This is a genomic window from Hymenobacter glacieicola (assembly GCF_014640315.1).
Lineage (GTDB): Bacteria > Bacteroidota > Bacteroidia > Cytophagales > Hymenobacteraceae > Hymenobacter > Hymenobacter glacieicola.
On sequence record NZ_BMGS01000002.1, the window covers coordinates 159,313 to 180,360 of the forward strand.

Genomic DNA, 21,048 nt, shown 5'->3' on the forward strand with positions numbered 1-21,048 from the left:
TTCATCATCGCGCCTATCTTGGCATACGTCAGTGCGTCCACGGTCAGGCCGGCGGTGGAGCGCAGCTTGAGCTGGGTGAAGGGCTGCTGGGGGAAGAAGATTTCCGTCATGGTCGTCAGGCCGCCGTCGGCGAACAGCTCCACGGAAGCCGCGTCGAAGAGCAGGGTCAGGTCGGCGGCGGGGCCAGTGGCCAGGCGCGGGGCCGGGTGGCGGCCGGCGAAGGTGACACCGAAGTTACTCAGGCCCGCCTTGGTGCGGTCGATGTAGTACTGGTTGGCCTGCTTGTCGTAGCCGATAACCAGTTCCTCCCCGCCCGCATTCGCTAAGACCACGGCCATGTCCTGGAGCTGCCGGGTGCTGAGCTTGAGCTGGAACTGCGGGCCGGGGGCCGGGAGTTGACCGGCCAGGCTCAGCTCCGATTTTACCGTCAGGTTCCGTAGGGTTTGGGGAGCCTGCAGGGCGGCGGCTACCTCCTTGGCGGGCTGAGACGTCAGGTAGATTTCCGGGCCGACTTGCCGCAAAGCCAGGTCGCGCGGAACGGTCATGGCGTTGCGCCAGGGCGAGGTGGGCACCTGGTTGGCGTACTCCCAGTTGCTCATCCAGCCCAGGAACAGCTTGCGGGCGCCGGTGCCCGCCCAGGTTACGCCGGCGTAGTCGTCCTTGCCCCAGTCCACCCACTTCTGGGTGGTGGTGGTAGGCGTGAAGGTTTTGCCATCAAACTGGCCCACGAAGTACTGGGTAGCCGAGCCGCCGTTGGGCCCGCCGGGGTTGATGCTCACCAGCAGTACCCAGTGGGTTTTCCCGTTCAGCGTCAGCGGAAACAAGTCGGGGCACTCCCACACCCCGCCGTGGGCGCCCACCTTCTCGCCGAACTCGCTGAGCTTGGTCCACTGCTTGAGGTTGGGCGAGGCATAGAACGTGATGCGGTCCTTGGTGGCCAGAGTCATTACCCACTTTTTGGCCACCGTGTTCCAGCTCACTTTCGGGTCGCGGAAGTCCTGGATGCCGGGGTTGGGGAGCACGGGGTTGCCTTCGTACTTGGTCCAGGTCTTGCCCTCGTCGAGGCTGTAGGCCAGGCTCTGGTACTGGTGCCGGTTGGTTTTTTTCTTCTCCTCGGGGTCGTTGTGGTGGGTAAAAATGGCCACCATGGCATTCTTGCCGAAACCGGCCGTGTTGTTCTCGTCGATGACGGCGCTGCCCGAGAAAATCCAGCCCAGCTTATCGGGGTAGAGGGCAATGGGCTGCTCCTGCCAGGTAACCAGGTCTTTGCTGGTGGCGTGGCCCCAGTGCATGGGCCCCCACACCATGGCATCGGGGTAGTGCTGGAAAAACAGGTGGTAGGTGCCCTGGTAGTACACTAAGCCGTTGGGGTCGTTCATCCACATCCGGGCCGGACTGAAATGGTAGGCCGGACGGTACTGCGGGGTGGCGGGCGGCAGGAGCGCGGCCGGCTGGGTTTGGCCCAGGGCGGTGAGGCTGGCCAGGGAAAGCGCCAAGAGAAAGGTCTTTTTCATAGGGGTGGGAAGAGAAGTCAGATAGCACAGAAATGTCATGCTGAGCGCAGCCGGAGGCGTAATCGAAGCATCTCTACCTCTGGCTAATCATATAGCATTATAGCGAAGCGGTAGAGATGCTTCGACTCCACTCAGCATGACACTTAGCCTAAAACGTTGTTATGAGTGGCAACAATCCACTGATTTTCACACCGGCTGCGCGGCCAGCAGTTCCGCCACGTCGCGTTCGGTAAAGGCGGGGGTAGCGCCCTGGTGGGTGGCTACCAGGGCCCCGGTGGCGCAGGCGAAGCGCAGGGCCTCCCCGGGCTCGGTGCCGGCCAGCCAGCCTTTGAGCAGGGCGGCCAGGAAGGCGTCGCCGCTGCCGATGGTGTCCTTTACCTCGACGGGAATGCCGGGGGCGCGGTAGAGCTGGTCGCCGGTCCAGAGCAGGGCCCCGTCGGCGCCGCAGGTCACGCACACGGCTTGCAGCTCGAACCGCTCGGCCAGCCACTGCATGGCGGCGGCACGCTCGGTTTCCTGCCCGAACCACGCCATGATTTCGACCAGTTCGTGGTGGTTCATCTTGACCAGGTTGGCTTTCTCGAGCAGGTACCGGATGCCTTCTTTGGAGTAGTGCGGGGGGCGCAGGTTTACGTCAAAAACCTTGAACCGGGCGTGTTCCAGCAGGCGGTACAGGGTTTCGCGGGTGCCGGCCTGGCGGGCGGCCAGGGAGCCAAACACGAACAGTTCGGCCTGCGCTACCAGCTGCTCCAGGCCCGTATTGTACTGGATGTAGTCCCAGGCCACGGGCTGCACAATCTTGTAGGTGACCTCCTGGGCGTCGTCGACGTTGGCTTTTACTACCCCCGTCAGGTGGGTTTTGCCGCGCTGCACCAGCTCGGTGCCAAGCCCCTTTGAGGCAATAAAGTCGAGCAGCTCCGTGCCCAGCTCGTCGTCGCCGACGCGGCTGATCAGGGCAGCGGGCAGGCCCAGCTGGTGCAGGTGCACGGCCACGTTGAAGGGCGCGCCGCCCGGCTGCTTACCCGCCGGCAGCACGTCCCAGAGCACTTCACCAAAGCAGACGATTGTATTAGACATGAGAGGTTAGAACTTAGAGCTTAGATTCTTGGGAAAAAAGTAGGAGCCGAAGATCGAGCTGGCAGAAGATTGAGCCGATGAGGTAGTGCTGAACAACATGGCTTAGGTCTTAGCTCTCACTTCTAAGCTCTATATCAATGCAATACCAGCGTCTTTTCGAGCTGCTCCAGACTGGTGCCCTTGGTTTCGGGCATCAGGCGCCACACGAACAGCAGCTGCAGCACCATCATGGCGCAGAAGAAGGCGAAAGTGTTGCCGCCGCCTAGCTTTTCGGCGAAATACGGGAAAGTGAAGGCAATGAGGGCCGCCATAACCCAGTGCGTGGAGGAGCCCAGGGCCTGGCCTTTGGCGCGCACCGTGTTGGGGAAGATTTCGGAGATGAACACCCAGATAACGGCCCCCTGTGAGAAGGCGAAAAAAGCAATGTACACGAACAGCAGCACCGGCACCAGCATGCCGCCCAGGGCGCTGAAATCCTGGCGGTAGAAGGCCCAGGCCACCAGCCCCAGCGTTACAATCAGCCCATAGGAGCCAATAAGCATGAGCTTGCGGCGCCCGAACCGGTCGATGAACTGGCGGGCCAGCAGCGTGAAGGCGAAGTTCACCAACCCCAGTCCGGCCGAGGACAGCAGGGCCGAGCCCTTACCCAGGCCGGTCATTTCGAAAATGCGCGGGGCGAAGTAGATAATGGCGTTGATGCCCGACACCTGGTTGAACACGGCAAACAGCACGGCCAACATCACCGGGCCACGGTACTGGCGCGCAAAGAGGGAGTGGCCGCCTCCCAGGGCCTCATCGGCGGCGTTGGTGGTCAGGATGCTGGCCACGTCCTGGTCGGCCTGAGCGGGGTTGATGAGCTGCAATACTTGGCGCCCTTCCTCTACCCTACCCCGCCCAAGCAGCCAGCGCGGACTTTCTGGCACCCGGAACAGGAGCAGGAAGAACACGGCCGCCGGCAGCACCTGCACGCCCAGCATCCAGCGCCAGTCTTCACTCCCTACCCCCGTGAGCAGGTAGTTAGACAGGTAGGCCACCAGAATGCCCAGCACGATGTTGAACTGGAACATGCTCACCATGCGCCCCCGCGACTCCGGCGGCGACACCTCCGAAATGTAGAGCGGCGCCGTCACCGACGAAGCGCCTACCCCCAGCCCGCCCAGAAACCGGAACACCATGAAGGCCACCCAGCTGTTGGTCAGGGCCGCGCCCAGCGCCGACACGAAGTAGAGCACCGCAATCCAGATCAGGGTTTGGCGCCGCCCCAGCTTATCCGACGGAATACCGCCGAAAATAGCCCCGAACACGGTGCCAATCAGGGCAATGGAAATGGTGAAGCCGTGCTCCACGGGGTTCAGGCTCCACACCTGCTGGATGGCCTTCTCGGCCCCGGAAATAACGGCCGTATCGAAGCCGAATAGGAAGCCGCCCAGCGCTACCACCAGGGACCAGAAGAAAACGTTGCTGTTTTTCACGACAGAGAATTCAAGGAGTGAATCGGGAAGCAGGTTTTGAAGTACCGCCGTCAACTTCCGTCCTTCGTCGTGCAGCTACAACGCGGGGCAGAAGGACGACGGTACCTACCAAACGGCCCGCGCTTGCAGCGCCGAGCATTTCCTCAAATATCCCTCAAGAGGGTAGCCTACGCTTGCTCAATTCATTCAATGTCTTTTACATTTAGATCAAGCACTTTATTAATTTTATATCACTGATTGTCAATTTATTACTCACGATTCATTACTACAATATTTCTACCCGTTATCATTCCTGATACCCGACTTTAGAATTTGATACCTGCTATGGCAGGCAGCTAGCAAGCTGGCCAGGAGATGAACGTACCGAGTGGGCTTTAGCCAACAGAACAAACCCGGCGCTACCTGATGCAGCCCACCAAGCGAGACGCTACCCCGCCGGGGTGTGCATGGCCCGGAACTCGGAGGGCGAGACCTGGTAGCGGGCCTTAAAGGACGTGGAGAAGTAGGACGGCGAGGAGAAGCCCAGCTGGTAGGCTACTTCGGCAATGGTCTGCTCGTCGTTGAGCAGGAGCTGGCGGGCCTTGGTCAGGCGGATGCCCTGGATGAAATCGGTGACGCCGGTGCCGAGCACGGCTTTTACCTTGCGGTAGAGCTGCACCCGCGAAATGCCCAGGCTGCGGGCCACGTCTTCCACGCTCAGCTCGGAGCGGCTGAGGTTGGCTTCCACGATGGCCGTGAGGTTGGCCAGGAACTTCTGATCCACGCGCTGCGGGGCCACCGTGGCCGTGTTCACCGACAGCTCCCGGCGGAAATGCTCGCGCTGTTTTTCGCGGTTACTGAGCAGGGTGCGCAGGCTTTCGAGCAGAAAAGTCGGGTTGAAGGGCTTGGTGAGGTAGAGGTCGGCGCCGGCCTGTACGCCTTCTACTTGCTGCTCCGGGGCGTTGCGGGCCGTGAGCAGCACCACCGGAATGTGGGAAGTACGCCAGTCGGCCTTAAGCTGGGCTACCACCTCCAGGCCGCTGAGCGCGGGCAGCATCACGTCGCAGACAATCAGGTCGGGAATGGTTTCGGCGGCCAGGCGCAGGCCAGTGGCCCCGTCGGTGGCGGTGCTAACCTGAAAATGGGGCCGCAGCTTCTGGGTCAGGAAGGCATTGACCTCGGGGTTGTCCTCAATCACCAGCACCAGGGCTTCGCTGCCATTAGCCTGCGCCAGCCCTACCTCCGCATCGGTGGCCGAAGCTGGGGCAGCAAAATCTTCGTCGAGAACAAACGCGGCGGGTAGTAAGGCGGGGCTGGTTCCGGAGCGCAACGCGGCCGGTAGCTCCAGCGGCAAGGTCACGACGAAGGTGCTGCCCTGGCCCGGCTGGCTGCTGAACGTGAGCTGGCCCTGGTGCAACCGGGTGAGGCCCAGGGCCAGGGCCAGCCCCATACCGGAGCCCCGGGCCGCGGACTGCTGCCCCTGGTAAAACCACTCGAAAATGTGCGTTTTGTCGGCCTCCGAGATGCCCGCGCCGGTGTCCTCCACGCTCACCTGCACCATACGCTCGGCGGGCAGCGGCTGGAGGCTAACCGTAATCTGGCCCCGGTCGGGCGTAAATTTAAGGGCGTTGCTGAGCAGGTTGAAAAGTACCTTGTCCAGAATGTTGCTATCAAACCACACCAGCACGGTAGGCTCGGCAGGCAGAAAGCGGAGGCTGATGCCGCGCTGGCGGGCGGGCCGCTCAAACACGTCCATGATTTCGCGCACGAAGGCCACCAGGTTGCCCTCGGTGGCTCGCACCGGCATCTTGCCTACGTCAATCTTGCGGAAATCCATGAGCTGGTTCACGAGCTGCAGCAGGCGCTGGGCGTTGCGCCGGATCAGGCCCAGGTCGTGGCGCTGAGCCGGGGGTAGGGCGGGGCCACTGGTGAGCATTTCCTCCACCGGCCCCAGAATCAGGGTCAGCGGGGTGCGCAGCTCGTGGGAGAAGTTGGTGAAGAAGCGCAACTTGGCTTCGGTTTCGATGCGGGCCCGCTCGGCAAACTCCTGAATCTGGTTGCGCTGGGACAGTATTTCCTGGTTTTGCTCCTCCAGCTGCCGATTGATGCGGCGGTTGGCCCGGAACGCCCGCCACACCAGCAGCCCCAGCAGGGCCGCCCCCAGCAAGGCCGCAGCCAGCACGTAGAGCACCGTCTGCTGGCCGGCATAGGTAGCGCGCTGCTGCTGCAAGAGCTGCTGCTGGCGCTGGATGTCCTGCTGCTGACTCGCCAGTTTTTCGGTCTGCAGCTTCATCGTCAGCACGTTGGTCGAGTCGATGACCATGGTGCTGAGGATGTTTTCCTTGTTGAAAGGCTCCCGGCGCAAAATGCGCAGGGCCGTGCGAATAGCCTCTTCCCCACCGGGCGAGTACAGCAGGGTTGCCTTGATTATGCCGTCCTGCACCAGCTCAATGCCACCGCGCGGACCGGGTAGCCCATCTACGCCCACAATTTTCACCCGCTGCTCCAGCCCGAGCTGTTTGCACACCTGATAGGCACCCAGAGCCAGCCGGTCGTTGTGGGCGAAAATAAGGTCGACTCCGGGGTGGGCGCGCAGCACGGCGGGCAGCCGCTCCAGTACCGAAGGACGCTCCCAGTTGCTGTTCACCTGGGCCACGAGCTGCAGGCCGGGGTAGGCGGCCAGGGCCCGGGTAAAGCCCTGGTGGCGGTCGGTGGCCGGCGAGGAGCCCGGGGCACCCAGCACTTCCAGCACCTGCCCTTGCTTGCCCAGTAAGCTGGCCGCGTAGTTGCCCGCCGTGTGGCCCACCTCCACGTTGTTGCCGCCCACAAAGGCCGTGTACAGCTTGGAGGTAGTCCGCCGGTCGAGGATGACCACCGGGATACCCCGGTTGTAGACTTCCTCCACAATGGGGGTTACCGGCTCGGTTTCGTTGGCCGAAACAATCAGCAGGTCAATGCCTTCCGCAAGCAACTCCTTGATTTGCTGCTCCTGCAGGGCGCTGTTGTACTTGGCATCCTTCAGGCGAAAATCAACCTCGGGGTAGAAGCTCAGCTCCTTTTTCATGCCCGCCAGCATGGCCTGCCGCCAGGCGTCGCCGTTAGTGCACTGCGAAAACCCGATGACGTACCGGGGCGGCGCCGCTTTTCGGGCGCAGGCTACGCTTCCCAGCACCAGGCTGAGGAAAACGACAAAACGCGCAAGCAAAGGCCCCGCCTGGGAGAAAGTACGCATGAGGAACACAGCTGCTGCGCTTGTAGATAGCGGCTCAGCAGGCTAAAGTTCAATAATTTCCTCAACACTTGCTGACCGCCTACCCCTACTCAGTTTCTCGGGCTTTCACCAGTTACTTAGCATTGTAGTCACCCGCCAACACAGCGCACAAGCGCCCTTGCCTTGCTGCGGTTTTACTGCCGATAACTACCAGCCAAAACGCCAAATCAAGCCGCTGAGCAGCAACGCGCCTAGGCCCAGCAGCAGCCAGCCAAGAGTTGAAGCGTCTACTACTGGTGGGGGTTTGCGAGGGTGGCGAGGCATGGTAGGGGCAGTGGGTTCCTAACATACGCATATTAGTCCGCTTACAGATTCAGTGCCGTAAGCTGCCTTCCTCACATCCACATGACGAGCGGCCGCCCGGGGGCGTTTAGTTGGCTTTGTCAGGGTGTACTTTGGAATGAACGTTGGCAGCTTTCATTCTTATGACGGCTGTTTTCGGGCCTGGGCCAACCTTTGCCGGTTGTGGAGCAGGTAGCAATTCTTGCGAGTGGTACACAGCCAAGCCGAAGGCGAGAATGGCCAGTATGCGAGGTGAGGAACCGCAGTGCCGTTTGTGCGGGAGGGCCACCGCGCCCAATAGTGGCCTCGGGGCGCTTCAGCTGAACTTTGCAGCCGCTATCATCGCCCATCTGATGGGCCGTACGTACGAGGCAGGAATACCAGGCCGCCTTGGAGCTTCGTGCACGGTGGCCCTGCGTGGTCAAGTGGCTTAAAACGGAGCCGGGCCCGCCGTTCGGGCAGGCGTCCGGGCCTATAAAACGGATGTAAGTTTTCACCGGCCCACTCGTTGCCGGCCTACTGCTTGGTTAACCAACAACCCTATGGAACTCCACGCCCGAACCATTTTTGAGCGGGAGCTGGCCGGTGAGGTCATTTCCCTCGACGACCCGGACTACCCCCAGATTTACGCCATTATCCGCCGGGCTATTCACCTTACCTCGGAGTTGAACGCCATGCTTGTGGATGACAATGAGTAGGTGAACCGCGTGTTTAGCCAGCTGATTAACAAGCCCATAGACGAGACATTTTTCATGATTCCACCCTTCTACACCGATTTTGGCCACAACATCCAAATTGGGAAGAACGTGTTCGTAAACCACACCTGCACCTTTATGGACCGTGGCGGCATCACCCTAGACGCAACGTGTTAGTTGGCCCGAAGGTGAATCTTATTACCCCCACCCACCCCACCGAGCCGGGGCAGCGGCGCAGCACCATTTCCCGACCCATCATCCTGAAGCGCGGGGCCTGGATTGGCGCCAACGTAACGGTGATGCCGGGCGTGACCATCGGGGAAAACGCCATTGTGGGCGCTGGCGCCGTGGTGACCAAAGATGTGCCCGCCAATAGCATTGTGGCGGGCGTGCCGGCCCGGGTGGTTCAGCACCTGTAAGGTTGGGGCCTGCTTTACTACCCCTCGTATCCCCTTTAACCTGACTTGTGTGCTACGCCCTGCACTGCTTACCGCCACGCTGACCGTGGGAATTGGTTTGGCCAGCTTCGCCCAAACGGCCCCAAAAGCACCAGCCGCCAAACCAGCCCCCGCATCTGGCTCCCTCTTTCCGAAAGGGGAACGGGGGCCCGCCGCCACCTTTACTGGCGAGGTGCACGTGTATACCCTGGTGCAGAACGACCCCGCCTTTACCTGCGTGAGCAGCCATGTCAGCTTTGCTCCCGGCGCGCGTTCCAACTGGCACTCCCACCCCGCCAGGCAGATTCTGATGGTCACCGAGGGTTTGGGGTACTACCAGGAGAAAGGCCAGCCCATCCGGCTGCTCCGCAAAGGCGAGGTGGTGAAGGCCCAGCCCGGCGTGGAGCACTGGCACGGGGCCTCGCCCCAGCAGGCCATGACCCACATTGCCCTGAACGTCAACACCGAAAAGAGCATTGTGAATTGGGGCCGGTCCGTGACTGAACAGGAATACACCAGCTATAAATAAGAAGTAGCCGTGGCCTCCACTGCCCACAGCAATGAGCGGCCGATGACGCAGGCCAAGCTGCTTGCCCGCCCCAACTGGACGGTAAGCGAAATTACGTATAACCTGGGCTCTGGCTACCCACTTACCTCAACAGCTTTTTCAGAAAACAGCCTGGCGCATCCTTGCCTATCGGCCGCCAGGCGTACCTACCAGTGGCAGAAGGTCTAGTTACAATGTTTTGGGCTGGTCCGTGCCGTTAATACTGGCTACGTACCAGCGTTTATCCGGTGCCTGGCGGGCCAACACGGCGTACTGCCCCGGAAACCCATCAAACAGGCGCACATCGGCCCAGCGTGGGGACAGTTGACGCAGAGACTCCTGCACGTAAGTTGGCTGGGCCGCCATGCCCGCGGGCGTCTCTACGTAGTACTGAATGCCCGACTGAAACAGCACCGACAAGTCCAGCTCAAAGTCGTGCCTCCTTGGCCGGCGGGCCACAAGCCGTTGTTGGCAGCCCCAGTGAGGTAGCTACGCCGTTAAATTCCACAGCCCTAGGCTAGCAGTGGCCTGGGCATCAAGGGGCAGCACAACCGCAGCCCGGGGCGCGGACGAAGGGCGAACGAGCAGGCTCGGCTGGCAGGTAGCGGGCAGGGCAGCCTCGGGCTGGCTCCTGCCCGCACGCAGTTGCAGCAACAGGCGGGTAGCGCGGTGCCCCAGGGCCGCCCCGTGCTGGTCGATGGTGGTTAGCGCGGGTTCCGTGAACTGGGAAAGCAATTCGCTGCCGAAGCCAACCAGCCCTATGTCCAGCGGTATGCGCAAGCCCTGGCTTTTCAAGGCCTGCATTGCCCCTGCGGCCAGTAGGTCGCTGGCGGCGAACAGGGCATCTGGGCGGCTGGTCCGGGCTAGTAACTGGTGCGCTGCCTGGGCGCCGCCGTCCACGCTGGCCTCCCCGGTAACTATCAACTGCGGGTCCACCTCCAGGCCGTGCTCCCGCAGGGCCGCCTCGTACCCCAGGCGGCGCTCACAAAAAAATGCATCGGTGGGTGGGCCGGCTACGTGGGCAATGCGGCGGTAGCCTTGCTTGAGCAGGTGACGGGTAGCGTGGTGAGCCCCGGCCTGGTCGTAGCTGCTGACGACGGGACCAGCGAAGCCCGCTGGCGCCTGGGCGCTGATGAGCACCATGGGCACGTGGCGCGCCCGCGCCACCACCGGGGTTGGGCTCTCGTGCCGGCGGGCCGTCATCACCAGAACCCCATCGGCGCTGGCGCTCAGTAGGCGGCGCAGGCACTGCTGCTCCTGCTTGGCCTCGTCGTTCGACTGACACAGCATGATTCGGTAGCCAGCTTGTCCGGCTGCGCTTTCAATGCCCGCCAGCACGCGTGTAAAAAACGCGTGGTCGAGGTGAGGAACGATAACGCCCAGCAGCTTACTCTGTCCCTTGCGCAAACCCACCGCCGAGGCGTTGGGGCGGTAACCCAGCTCCGCGGCCAGGGCCTGTACGCGCTGCATGGTGGCCGGGTGCAGCACGGGGCGCCCGGCCAAGGCGCGGGAAACCGTAGCTACGGATAGGTTCAGCTGCTGGGCGAGGTCTTTGAGCGTTACCATGGCAATAAGGAAAATGGGAAGGCCAGCGGCAGCTGCCCGACGCCGGCCGCTGGAGCCAGCAGAACTTGACGTACAGGGCTGAAAGCAGCAGCAGCAGGGCAAGCACAAGCAGCAGCGGAGTTTGGGGCTACCCTGGAATAGGCGCGTAGTGATGTGCTGGGCTTAGGGAGTAATAATTAAACTGGCCAGATTCACGCCCACCATGAGCATGAGGGCAAAGCCCATAAGAATCCGCCCAAATACAGCTGGGCTTTTAGCCCGAACCGCAAACTGCAAATACTGACAACTAGGCGGTGGTTTGCTTATAATGCACCTCGGGCAGCTCGCGCAGGCGCTGGGCGGCGTACTCGGGGGTGATGTCGCGCTGGGGATTGGCCAGCAGCTCGTAGCCGACCATGAACTTGCGCACCGTGGCCGAGCGCAGCAGGGGCGGAAAGAAGTGCATATGCAGGTGCCACTCCGGGTGCTGCTGCCCGTCGGTGGGGCGCTGGTGCAAGCCGGCCGAGTAGGGAAAGGACGTCTGGAACAGGTTGTCGTAGCGGATGGTGAGGCGGCGGATCACGTCCGCGAAACGGTCGCGCTCCGCGTCCGTGAGCTGGGTCACGTCCTGCACCACCCGGCGCGGCAGCACCAGCGTCTCGAAGGGCCAGGCCGCCCAGAAGGGGACCAGCACCACGAAGTGCTCGTTTTCCAAGACGATGCGTACCTGCTCGTTGAGCTCTAGCTCGAGGTAGTCTGCCAGCAGGCTGCGGCCGTGCTGCTGGAAGTAGGCCTGCTGCTGTACCGTTTCCTTGGCCGGGTCGCCGGGCACGGTGCGCTGGGCCCAGACCTGCCCGTGCGGGTGCGGGTTCGAGCAGCCCATCACGGCGCCCTTGTTCTCGAAAATCTGCACGTAGTTGATGTCGGGCCGGGCGCCCAGGCTCGCAAACTCCTCGGCCCACACGTCCACGACCCGGCGGATGTCGGGCGTACTCATTTCCGGCAACGTCAGGTCGTGGCGCGGGGAGAAGCAGATGACCCGGCCCACGCCCGACTCCGCCTCGGCCCGCAGCAGCCCCCCCATTTCCACGGTGCCGGCCGGCGCGTCGGGGGTGAGGGCGGCAAAGTCGTTGTCGAACGCGAAGGTGCCGGTGTAGGCTGGGTTGACGGCCCCGTTGGCGCGGGTGTTGCCGGCGCAGAGGTAGCAGGTGGGGTCGTAGGCCGGGCGCTGGGAGCGGTCGGGCGCTTCCTGCTGGCCCTGCCAGGGGCGCTGGGAGCGGTGCGGCGACACGAGCAGCCACTCGCCGGTAAGCGGGTTGAAGCGGCGGTGCGGATGCTGGGCGAGGTCGAGAGCGGACATAGAAGCCAGGGGATTAATAAGCCGCCGTAAGCTGGGGTAGCGCGCTTACGCCCGCCACAATGGAGGCTTGGTACATTTCCAGGGGTCGGCCGTAGCGGGCTTCGAACCCAGCGGCCATGGTAGCCTGAAATGCCTCGACCTGTCCGGGGGCTACTAGGTTAATGGTGCAGCCGCCAAAGCCGCCGCCCATCATGCGGGCCCCGTACACGCCCGGCACGACCCGGGCCAACTCCACCAGCGTATCCAGTTCGGGGCAGCTCACCTCGTAGTCGTCGCGCAGGCCGGCGTGGGAGGCGTACAGCTGCTGGCCGAAGGCGGGCAAGTTGCCGGCGTTCAGCTCGGCGCAAGCGGTTAGCACCCGCTCGTTTTCTTCGATGACATAGCGGCAGCGGCGGTACACTAGGTCGCCGAGCTGGGCCCGGTGGGCCTCCACCTGTTGCAGGGTGGCACCGCGCAGGCTCTGGACGTGGGGGTAGTAACGGTGCAGCACGGCTACGCCTTGCTCGCACTGCTGGCGGCGCAGGTTGTACTCCGAGTCGGCCAGGTTGTGCTTAACACCGGAGTTGCAGAGCACCACTTGGGCAGCCTGGGTATCGAAAGGAAAATACTCGTACTCCAGGGAGCGGCAGTCCAGGCGCACGACCTGCCCGGCTTGGCTGAGCAGGGAGGCAAACTGGTCCATGAGCCCGCAACGCACCCCGGCAAACTCGTGCTCCGCTTTCTGGGCCACCTGAGCCAGGGTCAGCCGGTTGAGGCCAAAGTTAAACAACTCGTTCAGGGCTAGGGCCAACCCGCACTCCACGGCCGCCGAGGACGACAGGCCCGCCCCCATCGGGATGGTGCCGCCGAACACGCAGTCGAAGCCGCCTACCGCCAGACCGCGCTGCTGTAACTGGGCCGTCACGCCGAGCAGGTAGTTGGCCCAGGCAAGGGGGCCGGGCTGCAGGGGCGCTTCGCGGAGGGCCACTTCGTGCTGCTCCTGCTTGTCGTAGGAAAACAGGCGAATGAGGCCCAACTCATTTGGGGCTACGGCAAAAAATATTTCCTTGTCAATAGCGGCGGGTAGCACAAAGCCGCCGTTGTAGTCGGTGTGCTCCCCAATCAGGTTAACGCGGCCGGGGGCCCGCACCAGCAGGGCAGGGGTGGTGCCGAAACGCTCGGCAAAAGCAGTAGCAACGGAAGTAGCTAGGGACATGGTGGGAAAACAGAAAGTAGGTCGCAAAATGCCGAGGCCAGCTCGGCACAAGAGCCCCTTGAGAGGCCCGGACGACGGCAGACCATTTAGGGCCGCCAGCGCCCTGCAATACTAGAATCCTTGCCCAGCCAGCCACGGGGGTATTCTGGGCTATTTGCGGGGGCATATCAGTTTAGCGCCTGATTTCCTGGGCAGAAGCCTCGGTACCAGTCCAAGCGTTTGCTTTCCCCTCCCCTACCCTGACCCTCATTTCTACCTCTCTTATCTGGTTTGATTTACTGGCTACTTCCCCCCGTCTCCCGGCGGTTGGGGCCCGACCTAATGAGGGCGCCGGAACCATAGTAAAGCAGCCCCTAACGGCAACGGCCCCGTGCCCGTTGGGGAGCACAGGTCTGTTGCCGTTAGGGGCTGAATCAAGCCTCGCCTTAGCGCTTCACGAACTTGTAAGATTCCGTTCGGCCACCGCCTTCCAGCTGAACGTGGTAGAGGCCGGCGGCTAGGCCCGCTACGTTCAGGCGCTGGCTGCGGGCCACGCCGCGGAGCGTCTGCGTCAGCATGGGCTTTCCTGTAAGGGAGTAAATGCGCACGGTGGTAGCCGCGGAGCCGGCCGGCAGGGTTAGGGTAAGCTCGTCGGTTACGGGGTTGGGGTACAGGTGGGTAGCCGGGGCCTCCGGGTCCGACGCAGACAACGTAGTGCTGCGCAGGGTCGAGCTGGTGTTTAGCGTCAGCTCCACGTTGTCGAGGCTGCAGTAGTTGCCGGCGTTGGCATCCGACCACAAACCGATTTCGCACTGCCCGTTCGTTACCTGAATGCCGGTAATCTGAATCTGGGCCCAGGTGGTCGAGACGGGGAGGGCCAGGTTTTTCTCGGTGCCCCCGAAGTTCTTGGCGTAGAGCTGGCAGGCTTTCTGGCCGCCCCCGTTCTGCACCCAGGCCTTGAGGGTGTAGGTGCCGTTGGTCAGGCCGGTTTTCAGCTGGTAGGTGCTTACCTGATAGGCGGCGCTAAGCCAGTGGGTGAGGCGGTAAGTGCTGGCCTGGCCGCCGGTTTCGGTTTTGTCGGCGGCGTAGTTGGTTGTGGTGTTGGCCCAACTCGTCCAGCTGGTGGGCGTTTGGGTGCCGGCCCCGTTGGCCTCGAAGCCAGGATTGGCCAGCAGGTTAGTGCTCGGGGGCGTAGGCGCAGGCGCAGTGGGCGTTACCAGAAAAGCATTCAGGGCCGAGGAGGGCTTGCCATCGTTGCCCCAGGCGCTGAGCTGGTAGCCGCTGAAGCTGCGGTAGCTCTCGGGCTCCCAGTAGAATACACCCAGGCCTTTGCCGTTCGGGACGCCCGCCACCGCGTTCTGCACGGCCACCAGCATGTCGTACACGTTCTGGGGTGCCGCGGCGCAGTCGCCACCCACTTCTGCTACCACCACCTGCTTACCGTAGCGGCTGGCCATGTCCTGAAGGTTGAACTGCAGGCTGCTGATGGAGGTGGTGTAATCCTGGTTAAGCCAGTAGGGGTAGTACGACATGCCAATCACGTCGTACTTGCCGCCGTTGGACGTGAGGCGGTCGAAAAAGGAGCGGAAGCGGGCATTGTCGTTGCCCTTGTCCAGATGAACCACCACCTTGGACGTGGCACTCACGGCCTTCACCGCGTCGTAGCCCTTGTTAAGGAGCTGGGTGAGCTGGGCGAAGTTGGAGGTGCTGCCCTCGGGCCAGAGCATACCGTTGGGTATCTCATTGCCTACCTGCACCCATTCCGGTGTTACCCCGTTGGCTTTCAGGGCGTTCATCACGCTGTAGGTGTGGTCGTACACGTCCTGCTGCAGCTGCGAGAAGGAGTGGTTAGCCCAGGCGGCGGGCTTGGTTTGCTGGCCCGGGTCGGCCCAAGAGTCGCTGTAGTGAAAGTCAATCATGATGCGGAAGCCCAGGTTTTTGGCCCGCGTGGCCATGGTCACCACTTCCGAGGGGCTGCAGTGCCCATTTACCCAATCAACCATGGAGGGGTTCACCCACACCCGGAAGCGGATGGAGTTGATGCCCTTGTCCTTCAGAATCTGAAAGCAGTCCTGCCGCACGCCTTGGTAGTTGTAAAACAGGTAGTTGTTGGCTTCCATCTGCTGCAGCCAGCCAGTGTCGGCGCCTTTGGCGAAGGTTTGGGCCGTGGCCGAAGCGGAAAATAGCAGCGTAGCGCACCAGGCTGTCCCCGCGAGCAGCAGTCGGCGGGCACCGGTCAGGAGAAATGATGTTTTCATGGGTGGTGGGATTTGGGTAGTAGGCCACGTTGCTACCCCAAAGCGGCTTCGAAAGTAGCTTCTCTGGAGTAACCAGGGGTAATAATCACGTGAACCAGGGTATTAGGGTAGGCGAACAGCTGCCCCCCAAACCAGAGCGTTATGCTGCGCTTGCCGAAGCATAACGCTCTGGTTTGGGGGGCAGGAGTATTGTCATGCTGACGACAGGAAGCATCTCTACTGTTTCGTTGTGCTGACGCAGGGCTACTGGTTAGCCAGCGGTAGAGATGCTTCGACCAGTTCAGCAGGACGTGCTGTTTTTCTGCAGGGCACATATCAACCGTCGGGTCAGAGTACCCACTTTGGCTGTTACCTCCTACGCGGCTGCACCGAGCACGAGCCGTCGGGTCTGGTAGCCGTGCCCGTTGCGGAGCCTTTCAGCAGAACCGTGACGCCAGGAATACCCGATCCGGTTTCGTCGGTTACCCGGCCGGTGATGGTGGTTGTGGGCTGGGCGTAGCTTTGCCCCACCGCAAGGGGAAAGAGGAGCACGTACACCAGGTACTTTTTCCGGGGTAGATAGTTTTCATAGGCCCTGAGGCGTTAGCAGTGGACGGGAAGGCAGGAAGGATCAGAGGCCCGAAAAGGCCAGTGGCCGGGTGACTACCGGCGGACCCGAAAACGATTCCGGGCGTTCTGGATGGCAGCGGCGCGGGCCTGGAAATCAGAGTCAGGCAAGGGTAGGCTTGCAGGGCAGGTTCGGCGCCTGATTGTACTAATTCAAGCGCCCTATGAGAAGCCAAGCTGACCGCACTTAGCAGCTAGGCGACGGAAACAAATATGACCTTTCGGCCTACCCAAAGACAGGGGGATTTCAACTTAAAAGCGGGGGTATTCCAGTGTGAGCCAGTATTATTTCGGGGCTTTTAAACGAATTTTGCTTTTTCCTAAACGCGCAGCCTTAGCACAATTCAAGTTTAATTTATTGACTAATAACTTATTACCCCTCCTTACTTGTAGACCCAGCTGCTTTACTGAGGCTCACAATGCGGCTACTGTTTCGCCCGGGCTTCTGCTACCACTGCCTGCGCTTATGTCTTATCTTCGATTCCTACACTTGATAGAGAGTCTGCTCCCTTACTACAACGAATGAAGTATTTCGTTTTTTGTATTTTATTGATTCTTGGGACGGTAGCAGCCGGCTGGGCGCAGAGCGTGCCCGGCCGGCTGCGCTTCGAGCACCTGACCGTGGACGACGGGCTGCTGCACTCCGACGCCGAAGCCGTAACCCAGGATCAGGAGGGCTTTCTTTGGATTGGCACCAACCGCGGCATCAACCGCTACGACGGCTACACCCTGAAGGCCTACACCCTGCCGGTGAACCCCTCCAACGGCATTGCGGGCAGCCGCATTCATGCCCTGCACGTGGGCCGGGGCGGGCGCCTCTGGGCTGGGGCCGAAAACGCGGGCCTGAGCTGGTACGACGCCAACCACGACCGGTTCCGCAGCCTGCACGACACAAAGGCCCCTGCTGCCTACGCCGCCCTGGCCCGCCGCCTGGCCCAAGCCGACGTCATTGCCCTAACCTCCGACGCCCAGGGCCGGCTGTGGGTAGGCACTGAGCACGACGGCCTGTTCGTGCTGGAAGTGGATGCCCAGGCCCACGTAACCAGCCTGCGGGCCGTGGCCCTGGCCGAAAGCGGCGCTACCACTTACCCCGTGCTGAGCTTGGCTGCCTCCCGGGAAGGGCAAATCTGGTTTGGTACGCTCGGGGCCGGCTTGCGGGAGCTCCACGTTGGAAAAACCCTGCCGGCCCAGCTAACAGCGGCCCGCGCACCCCTGCCCTTTGCCACCGTGCGGGGCCTGCACCTGGACCGCCGCGGCGACCTGTGGATTGGGACCAATCAGCAGGTATTCTGGGTAGAGAGGGCCAACCGCTTGGCTCTTCGGGCACTGGCAGCGCACCCTCTTCCCCAGCCTACCCGCGACATTCACGCTATTCATTTAGATACCTTCGGGCAGCTGTGGGTAGGCACCGACTACGGCCTCTATCAGTGGCCGGCCGCTACCACCCAGGGCGCCCGGCTGCCGGTGCAGGCGGCCAAGCGCAACCTGTTTTTGCCCATTCGCGGCGACGCGACCAGCCTGCAGTCCGAGCGCCTGCACCAGATTTTCGAGGACCGGAACCAGGTGCTGTGGCTGGCGGCCCCGGCCGGCGGCCTCAACAAGGTGGATTTGCGCCAGAAGCCCTTTGGCCACCTGCAGCAACAGGTGGGCCCGGAGCCCACGCTGCCCAACAACTACATCAACACCATCTATAAAGAAGAAGCCCGCAACCTGCTCTGGATTGGCACCCGCAACGGCGTGAGTGCCTACGACTTGACCCGCAAAACCTACCGCAACTACCTTAGTGGCCCCAACTCAGCCGAGGACAAGGGCGTGGAAGTGGCCGCCGTGGTGCAGGACCAGGCCGGCACCCTGTGGCTGGGCACCCGCAACCGCGGCCTGTACACCCTGCGTCGCCACGCTGGCCAGCCCCTGCTGGCCCCTCTCTCGGCCCTGACTCCCCAACCCGACCAGGTCACGCCCAGCGTGGAAAGCATGGTCCAGGACCGTTTTGGCACGATGTGGGTGGCTACCATCAATACCGGCCTGCACCGCCTCGGCGCCGACGGCCGCCTGCTGAGCACCTACCGCCTCGGCCGGGGCCTACCCACCGATCAGTGCACTTACCTGCTCTACGATGCTCGCCAGAGCGTGCTGTGGGTTAGTACCCGCAACGTGGGGTTGCTGAAGCTGCAAGTGACGGCCGATTCGTTGGTGCTGCTGCGCCGTTTCTCCTACGAGGCCGGCAACCCGCGCAGCCTGAGCGTCAACTACGTGTGGCCCTTGCTTCAGGACCGGCAGGGCACGCTCTGGATTGGTACGTTGGGCGGGGGCCTGCACCGGCTTGTGCGCGACGCCCAGGGTAGGGAAACGGTGGAGCGCTGCCGCCAGTGGCTACCCGAATCGGACGTGGAAAGCATCTTGCTTGATGAGTTCGACAACCTCTGGATTGGGGGCACGGGCCTCTACCGCCTCAACCCGCGCACCCGCCAGTACCTGCGCTACGACGTGGCCGACGGGCTGCAAAGCAACTCTTTTAAAGTAGGCGCGGCCACCCGGGCCCAGGACGGCACCCTGTTTTTCGGCGGCATCAACGGCCTCAACTACTTCCGCCCCCAGGACATTCAGGCCAACCCCTACCCTCCCGTAGTTCGCATTACTGGCCTGCGCCTGGTGAACAAGCCGGTGGCCGTGGGCCAGGAAGTAAACGGGCGCGTGCTGCTCACCAAAGCCCTAACCCACCCGCAAACCATTACCATTCGGGCGGCGGAAAACGACTTCTCCGTGGAGTTCGTGGGGCTAAACTACGCCACTCCCCAAAAGCACCAGTACGCCTACCAGCTGGTAGGCTACAACCCCGATTGGGTTAGGGCCACTCCGGGTCAGCGCACGGCCAGCTTCGCCAACCTGCCCGCGGGCAGCTACACATTCCGCGTGAAAGCCAGCAACGGGGACGGCAAATGGTCGCGCGTGCCGGCCACCCTGCACTTCCGCGTGTTGCCGCCCTGGTGGCGTAGCTGGTGGGCCTACGTGCTCTACGCGGTGGTAGCAGCCTCCGGCATTCTGCTGTACCGCCGCGTAGAAATGGCCCAGCAGAGGCTGAAAAGCAAGCTGGCCCTGGAGCAGTTTCGGGTGGAAAAGGAAAAGGAGCTGACCGACCTAAAACTGAGCTTCTTCACCAACGTCTCGCACGAGCTGCGCACCCCGCTGACCCTAATGCTGGGGCCGGTGGAGGAGCTGCTGACGGCCGCCAGCCGCTTTGCCAGCCAGAAAGGCAACATCCTGCTCCTGCACAAGCAGGCCCACAAGCTGCTGGAGCTGGTGAATCAGCTGCTGGATTTCCGCAAGGTGGAAGCCGGCCAGGTGCCCCTGCGCGCCTGCCGCGCCGACGCCGTTGCCTTCCTGACCGAAGTATTCCTGATTTTCAGGCACAAGGCCGAGGAGCGGCAGCTCACGTACTCCCTGCTGGCCCCGCCCGCTCCCGTGCCCCTGTACTTCGACCCCAGCAAGCTGGAAATCGTTCTTACCAACCTGGTAGCCAACGCCTTTAAGTACACCCCCGCAGGCGGCAACGTCACGCTGGCCGCCACCGTGGTTGGCCAGCCCGAGCAGGAAGCCCACTTCGGGCCCGACGGCCTGGTGGATAACTACTTGCAGCTGCAGGTAGCCGACAGCGGCAGCGGGATGACGCCCACCGAGCTGCACCACATTTTCGACGCCTACTACCAGGCGGCCCAGACGGACACCTTGCGCATGCTGGGCACCGGCATTGGCCTCTCCCTCGTCAAGCAGTTTGTGGAGCGCCACCACGGCGAGATTCACGTGACCAGCGTGGTAAACCAGGGCACTGCCTTCACCATTCGCCTGCCCTTCGGCCGCGCCCACCTGCCCGACGCCGACGTGGTGGCCGCGGCTGCCGAGCCCCAGCGGCCGGCGCTACCCGCATACCACCTTCCTGCCGAGTTCAGCGAAGAAGTAGAGGAGACCAGCACCGAACTGCCGGCCGCGTCCCGCCACCTGCTCATTGTGGAAGACAACGACGACCTGCGCCAGTACCTGGGCCAGCTATTCGCGGCCGACTACGAGGTAACGGCCGTCGCCGACGGGGTGGAAGGCTGGGAGCTAACCCAGAACCGCCTACCCGACCTGGTGCTCAGCGACATTATGATGCCCCGCCGCAACGGCCTGGAGCTGTGTCAACTGATTAAGCAGCACCCCAAAACCTTGCACATCCCGGTGGTACTGCTCACGGCCCGCACGGCCGCCGTGCACGTGCTGGAGGGCATGGAAACCGGCGCCGACGACTACGTCAGCAAGCCCTTCGACCCCAAGGTGCTGCGGGCCACGGTGGCGGCCATCCTGCGCAACCGCGCCCGGGTGCGCGAGTTCTACCAGCGCCAGGTGCTGCTCGAGCCCACCGAAATCGTTATTCCTGAGGCCGATAAGCTGTTTCTGGAAAAGGCCATGCAAGTGGTGGAAAACAACCTCATGGAGCCCGAGTTCAACGTGCAGGCCCTGATTCGGGAGTTGGGCATGAGCCAGACCTTTCTCTACCGCCGCATCAAAAGTCTCACGGGCCTCTCGGTGGTAGAGTTTATCCGCGACATCCGCCTGAAGCGGGCCGCCCAGCTGCTGGCCGCTACCCCCATGCGGGTGTCGGATGTGGCCTACCAGGTGGGCATGCTCGACCTGAAGCACTTTCGCACCATGTTCCAAAAACAGTTCAACCTCTCGCCCTCCGAGTACGCCAAGCTGCACCGGGGCGGCGAGCCGGTAGCCGAGTTGCCCACCTGATACGGGGGTAGCAGCGCCACTCACCCCTTCCTGCCATTCCTTTCCGCAAAGCCCCCCG

14 protein-coding genes are annotated in these 21,048 nt (G+C 62.6%); 4 read left to right on the forward strand and 10 right to left on the reverse strand.

The genetic code is table 11. From position 1 onward, the window contains the following. From IEW18_RS03735 to IEW18_RS03750, 4 genes are all read right to left on the reverse strand, one after another. A partial coding sequence (locus IEW18_RS03735) for a glycoside hydrolase family 32 protein (protein ID WP_188556487.1) occupies positions 1-1,514 on the reverse strand: 1,514 nt, incomplete at its 3' end. 186 nt (positions 1,515-1,700) lie between these two features. Next, positions 1,701-2,591, reverse strand: a complete 891-nt coding sequence (locus IEW18_RS03740; protein WP_188556488.1) for a carbohydrate kinase family protein — start codon at positions 2,589-2,591, stop codon at positions 1,701-1,703. Between the two features lie 134 nt (positions 2,592-2,725). Then, positions 2,726-4,063, reverse strand: coding sequence for a sugar porter family MFS transporter (locus IEW18_RS03745; RefSeq protein WP_188556489.1), 1,338 nt, complete (start codon positions 4,061-4,063; stop codon positions 2,726-2,728). Between the two features lie 427 nt (positions 4,064-4,490). Beyond that, positions 4,491-7,274 (reverse strand): substrate-binding domain-containing protein, encoded by a 2,784-nt coding sequence (locus IEW18_RS03750; protein ID WP_188556490.1) that lies wholly within the window; start codon positions 7,272-7,274, stop codon positions 4,491-4,493. 863 nt (positions 7,275-8,137) lie between these two features. Between IEW18_RS03750 and IEW18_RS21615 the strand changes: the two genes are divergently transcribed. The 3 genes from IEW18_RS21615 to IEW18_RS03760 all read left to right on the forward strand — a co-directional run bounded on the left by IEW18_RS21615 (position 8,138) and on the right by IEW18_RS03760 (position 9,256). Further along, entirely contained in the window at positions 8,138-8,293 is a 156-nt protein-coding gene (locus tag IEW18_RS21615; RefSeq protein ID WP_229728580.1) for a hypothetical protein, read from the forward strand. 185 nt (positions 8,294-8,478) lie between these two features. After that, positions 8,479-8,709 (forward strand): DapH/DapD/GlmU-related protein, encoded by a 231-nt coding sequence (locus IEW18_RS21620; protein ID WP_229728581.1) that lies wholly within the window; start codon positions 8,479-8,481, stop codon positions 8,707-8,709. Positions 8,710-8,758: 49 nt separating this feature from the next. Further along, positions 8,759-9,256, forward strand: coding sequence for a cupin domain-containing protein (locus IEW18_RS03760; protein ID WP_229728582.1), 498 nt, complete (start codon positions 8,759-8,761; stop codon positions 9,254-9,256). 207 nt (positions 9,257-9,463) lie between these two features. On the opposite strand, the gene IEW18_RS03765 is transcribed toward IEW18_RS03760, so the two are convergent. The 6 genes from IEW18_RS03765 to IEW18_RS03790 all read right to left on the reverse strand — a co-directional run bounded on the left by IEW18_RS03765 (position 9,464) and on the right by IEW18_RS03790 (position 16,142). Continuing rightward, positions 9,464-9,733, reverse strand: coding sequence for a glycoside hydrolase family 97 C-terminal domain-containing protein (locus IEW18_RS03765; RefSeq protein WP_188556492.1), 270 nt, complete (start codon positions 9,731-9,733; stop codon positions 9,464-9,466). 30 nt (positions 9,734-9,763) lie between these two features. Next, on the reverse strand, positions 9,764-10,840 hold the full coding sequence (locus IEW18_RS03770; RefSeq protein ID WP_188556493.1) for a LacI family DNA-binding transcriptional regulator: 1,077 nt from the start codon (positions 10,838-10,840) through the stop codon (positions 9,764-9,766). 286 nt (positions 10,841-11,126) lie between these two features. Further along, positions 11,127-12,179, reverse strand: coding sequence for a UDP-glucose--hexose-1-phosphate uridylyltransferase (locus tag IEW18_RS03775; RefSeq protein WP_188556494.1), 1,053 nt, complete (start codon positions 12,177-12,179; stop codon positions 11,127-11,129). Between the two features lie 13 nt (positions 12,180-12,192). Then, on the reverse strand, positions 12,193-13,374 hold the full coding sequence (gene galK, locus IEW18_RS03780) for a galactokinase (RefSeq protein ID WP_188556495.1): 1,182 nt from the start codon (positions 13,372-13,374) through the stop codon (positions 12,193-12,195). Positions 13,375-13,799: 425 nt separating this feature from the next. After that, positions 13,800-15,611: a glycosyl hydrolase 53 family protein gene (locus tag IEW18_RS03785; protein WP_188556496.1), complete on the reverse strand. Its 1,812-nt coding sequence runs from the start codon at positions 15,609-15,611 to the stop codon at positions 13,800-13,802. 348 nt (positions 15,612-15,959) lie between these two features. Continuing rightward, the gene (locus IEW18_RS03790; protein ID WP_188556497.1) at positions 15,960-16,142 is read right to left on the reverse strand and encodes a peptidase associated/transthyretin-like domain-containing protein; all 183 of its coding nucleotides are present in this window, start codon (positions 16,140-16,142) and stop codon (positions 15,960-15,962) included. 597 nt (positions 16,143-16,739) lie between these two features. Here IEW18_RS03790 and IEW18_RS03795 point away from each other — a divergent pair. After that, a complete protein-coding gene (locus tag IEW18_RS03795; RefSeq protein WP_188556498.1) occupies positions 16,740-20,990 on the forward strand; it encodes a two-component regulator propeller domain-containing protein in 4,251 nt (1,416 codons plus the stop codon). Positions 20,991-21,048: the final 58 nt, after the last annotated feature.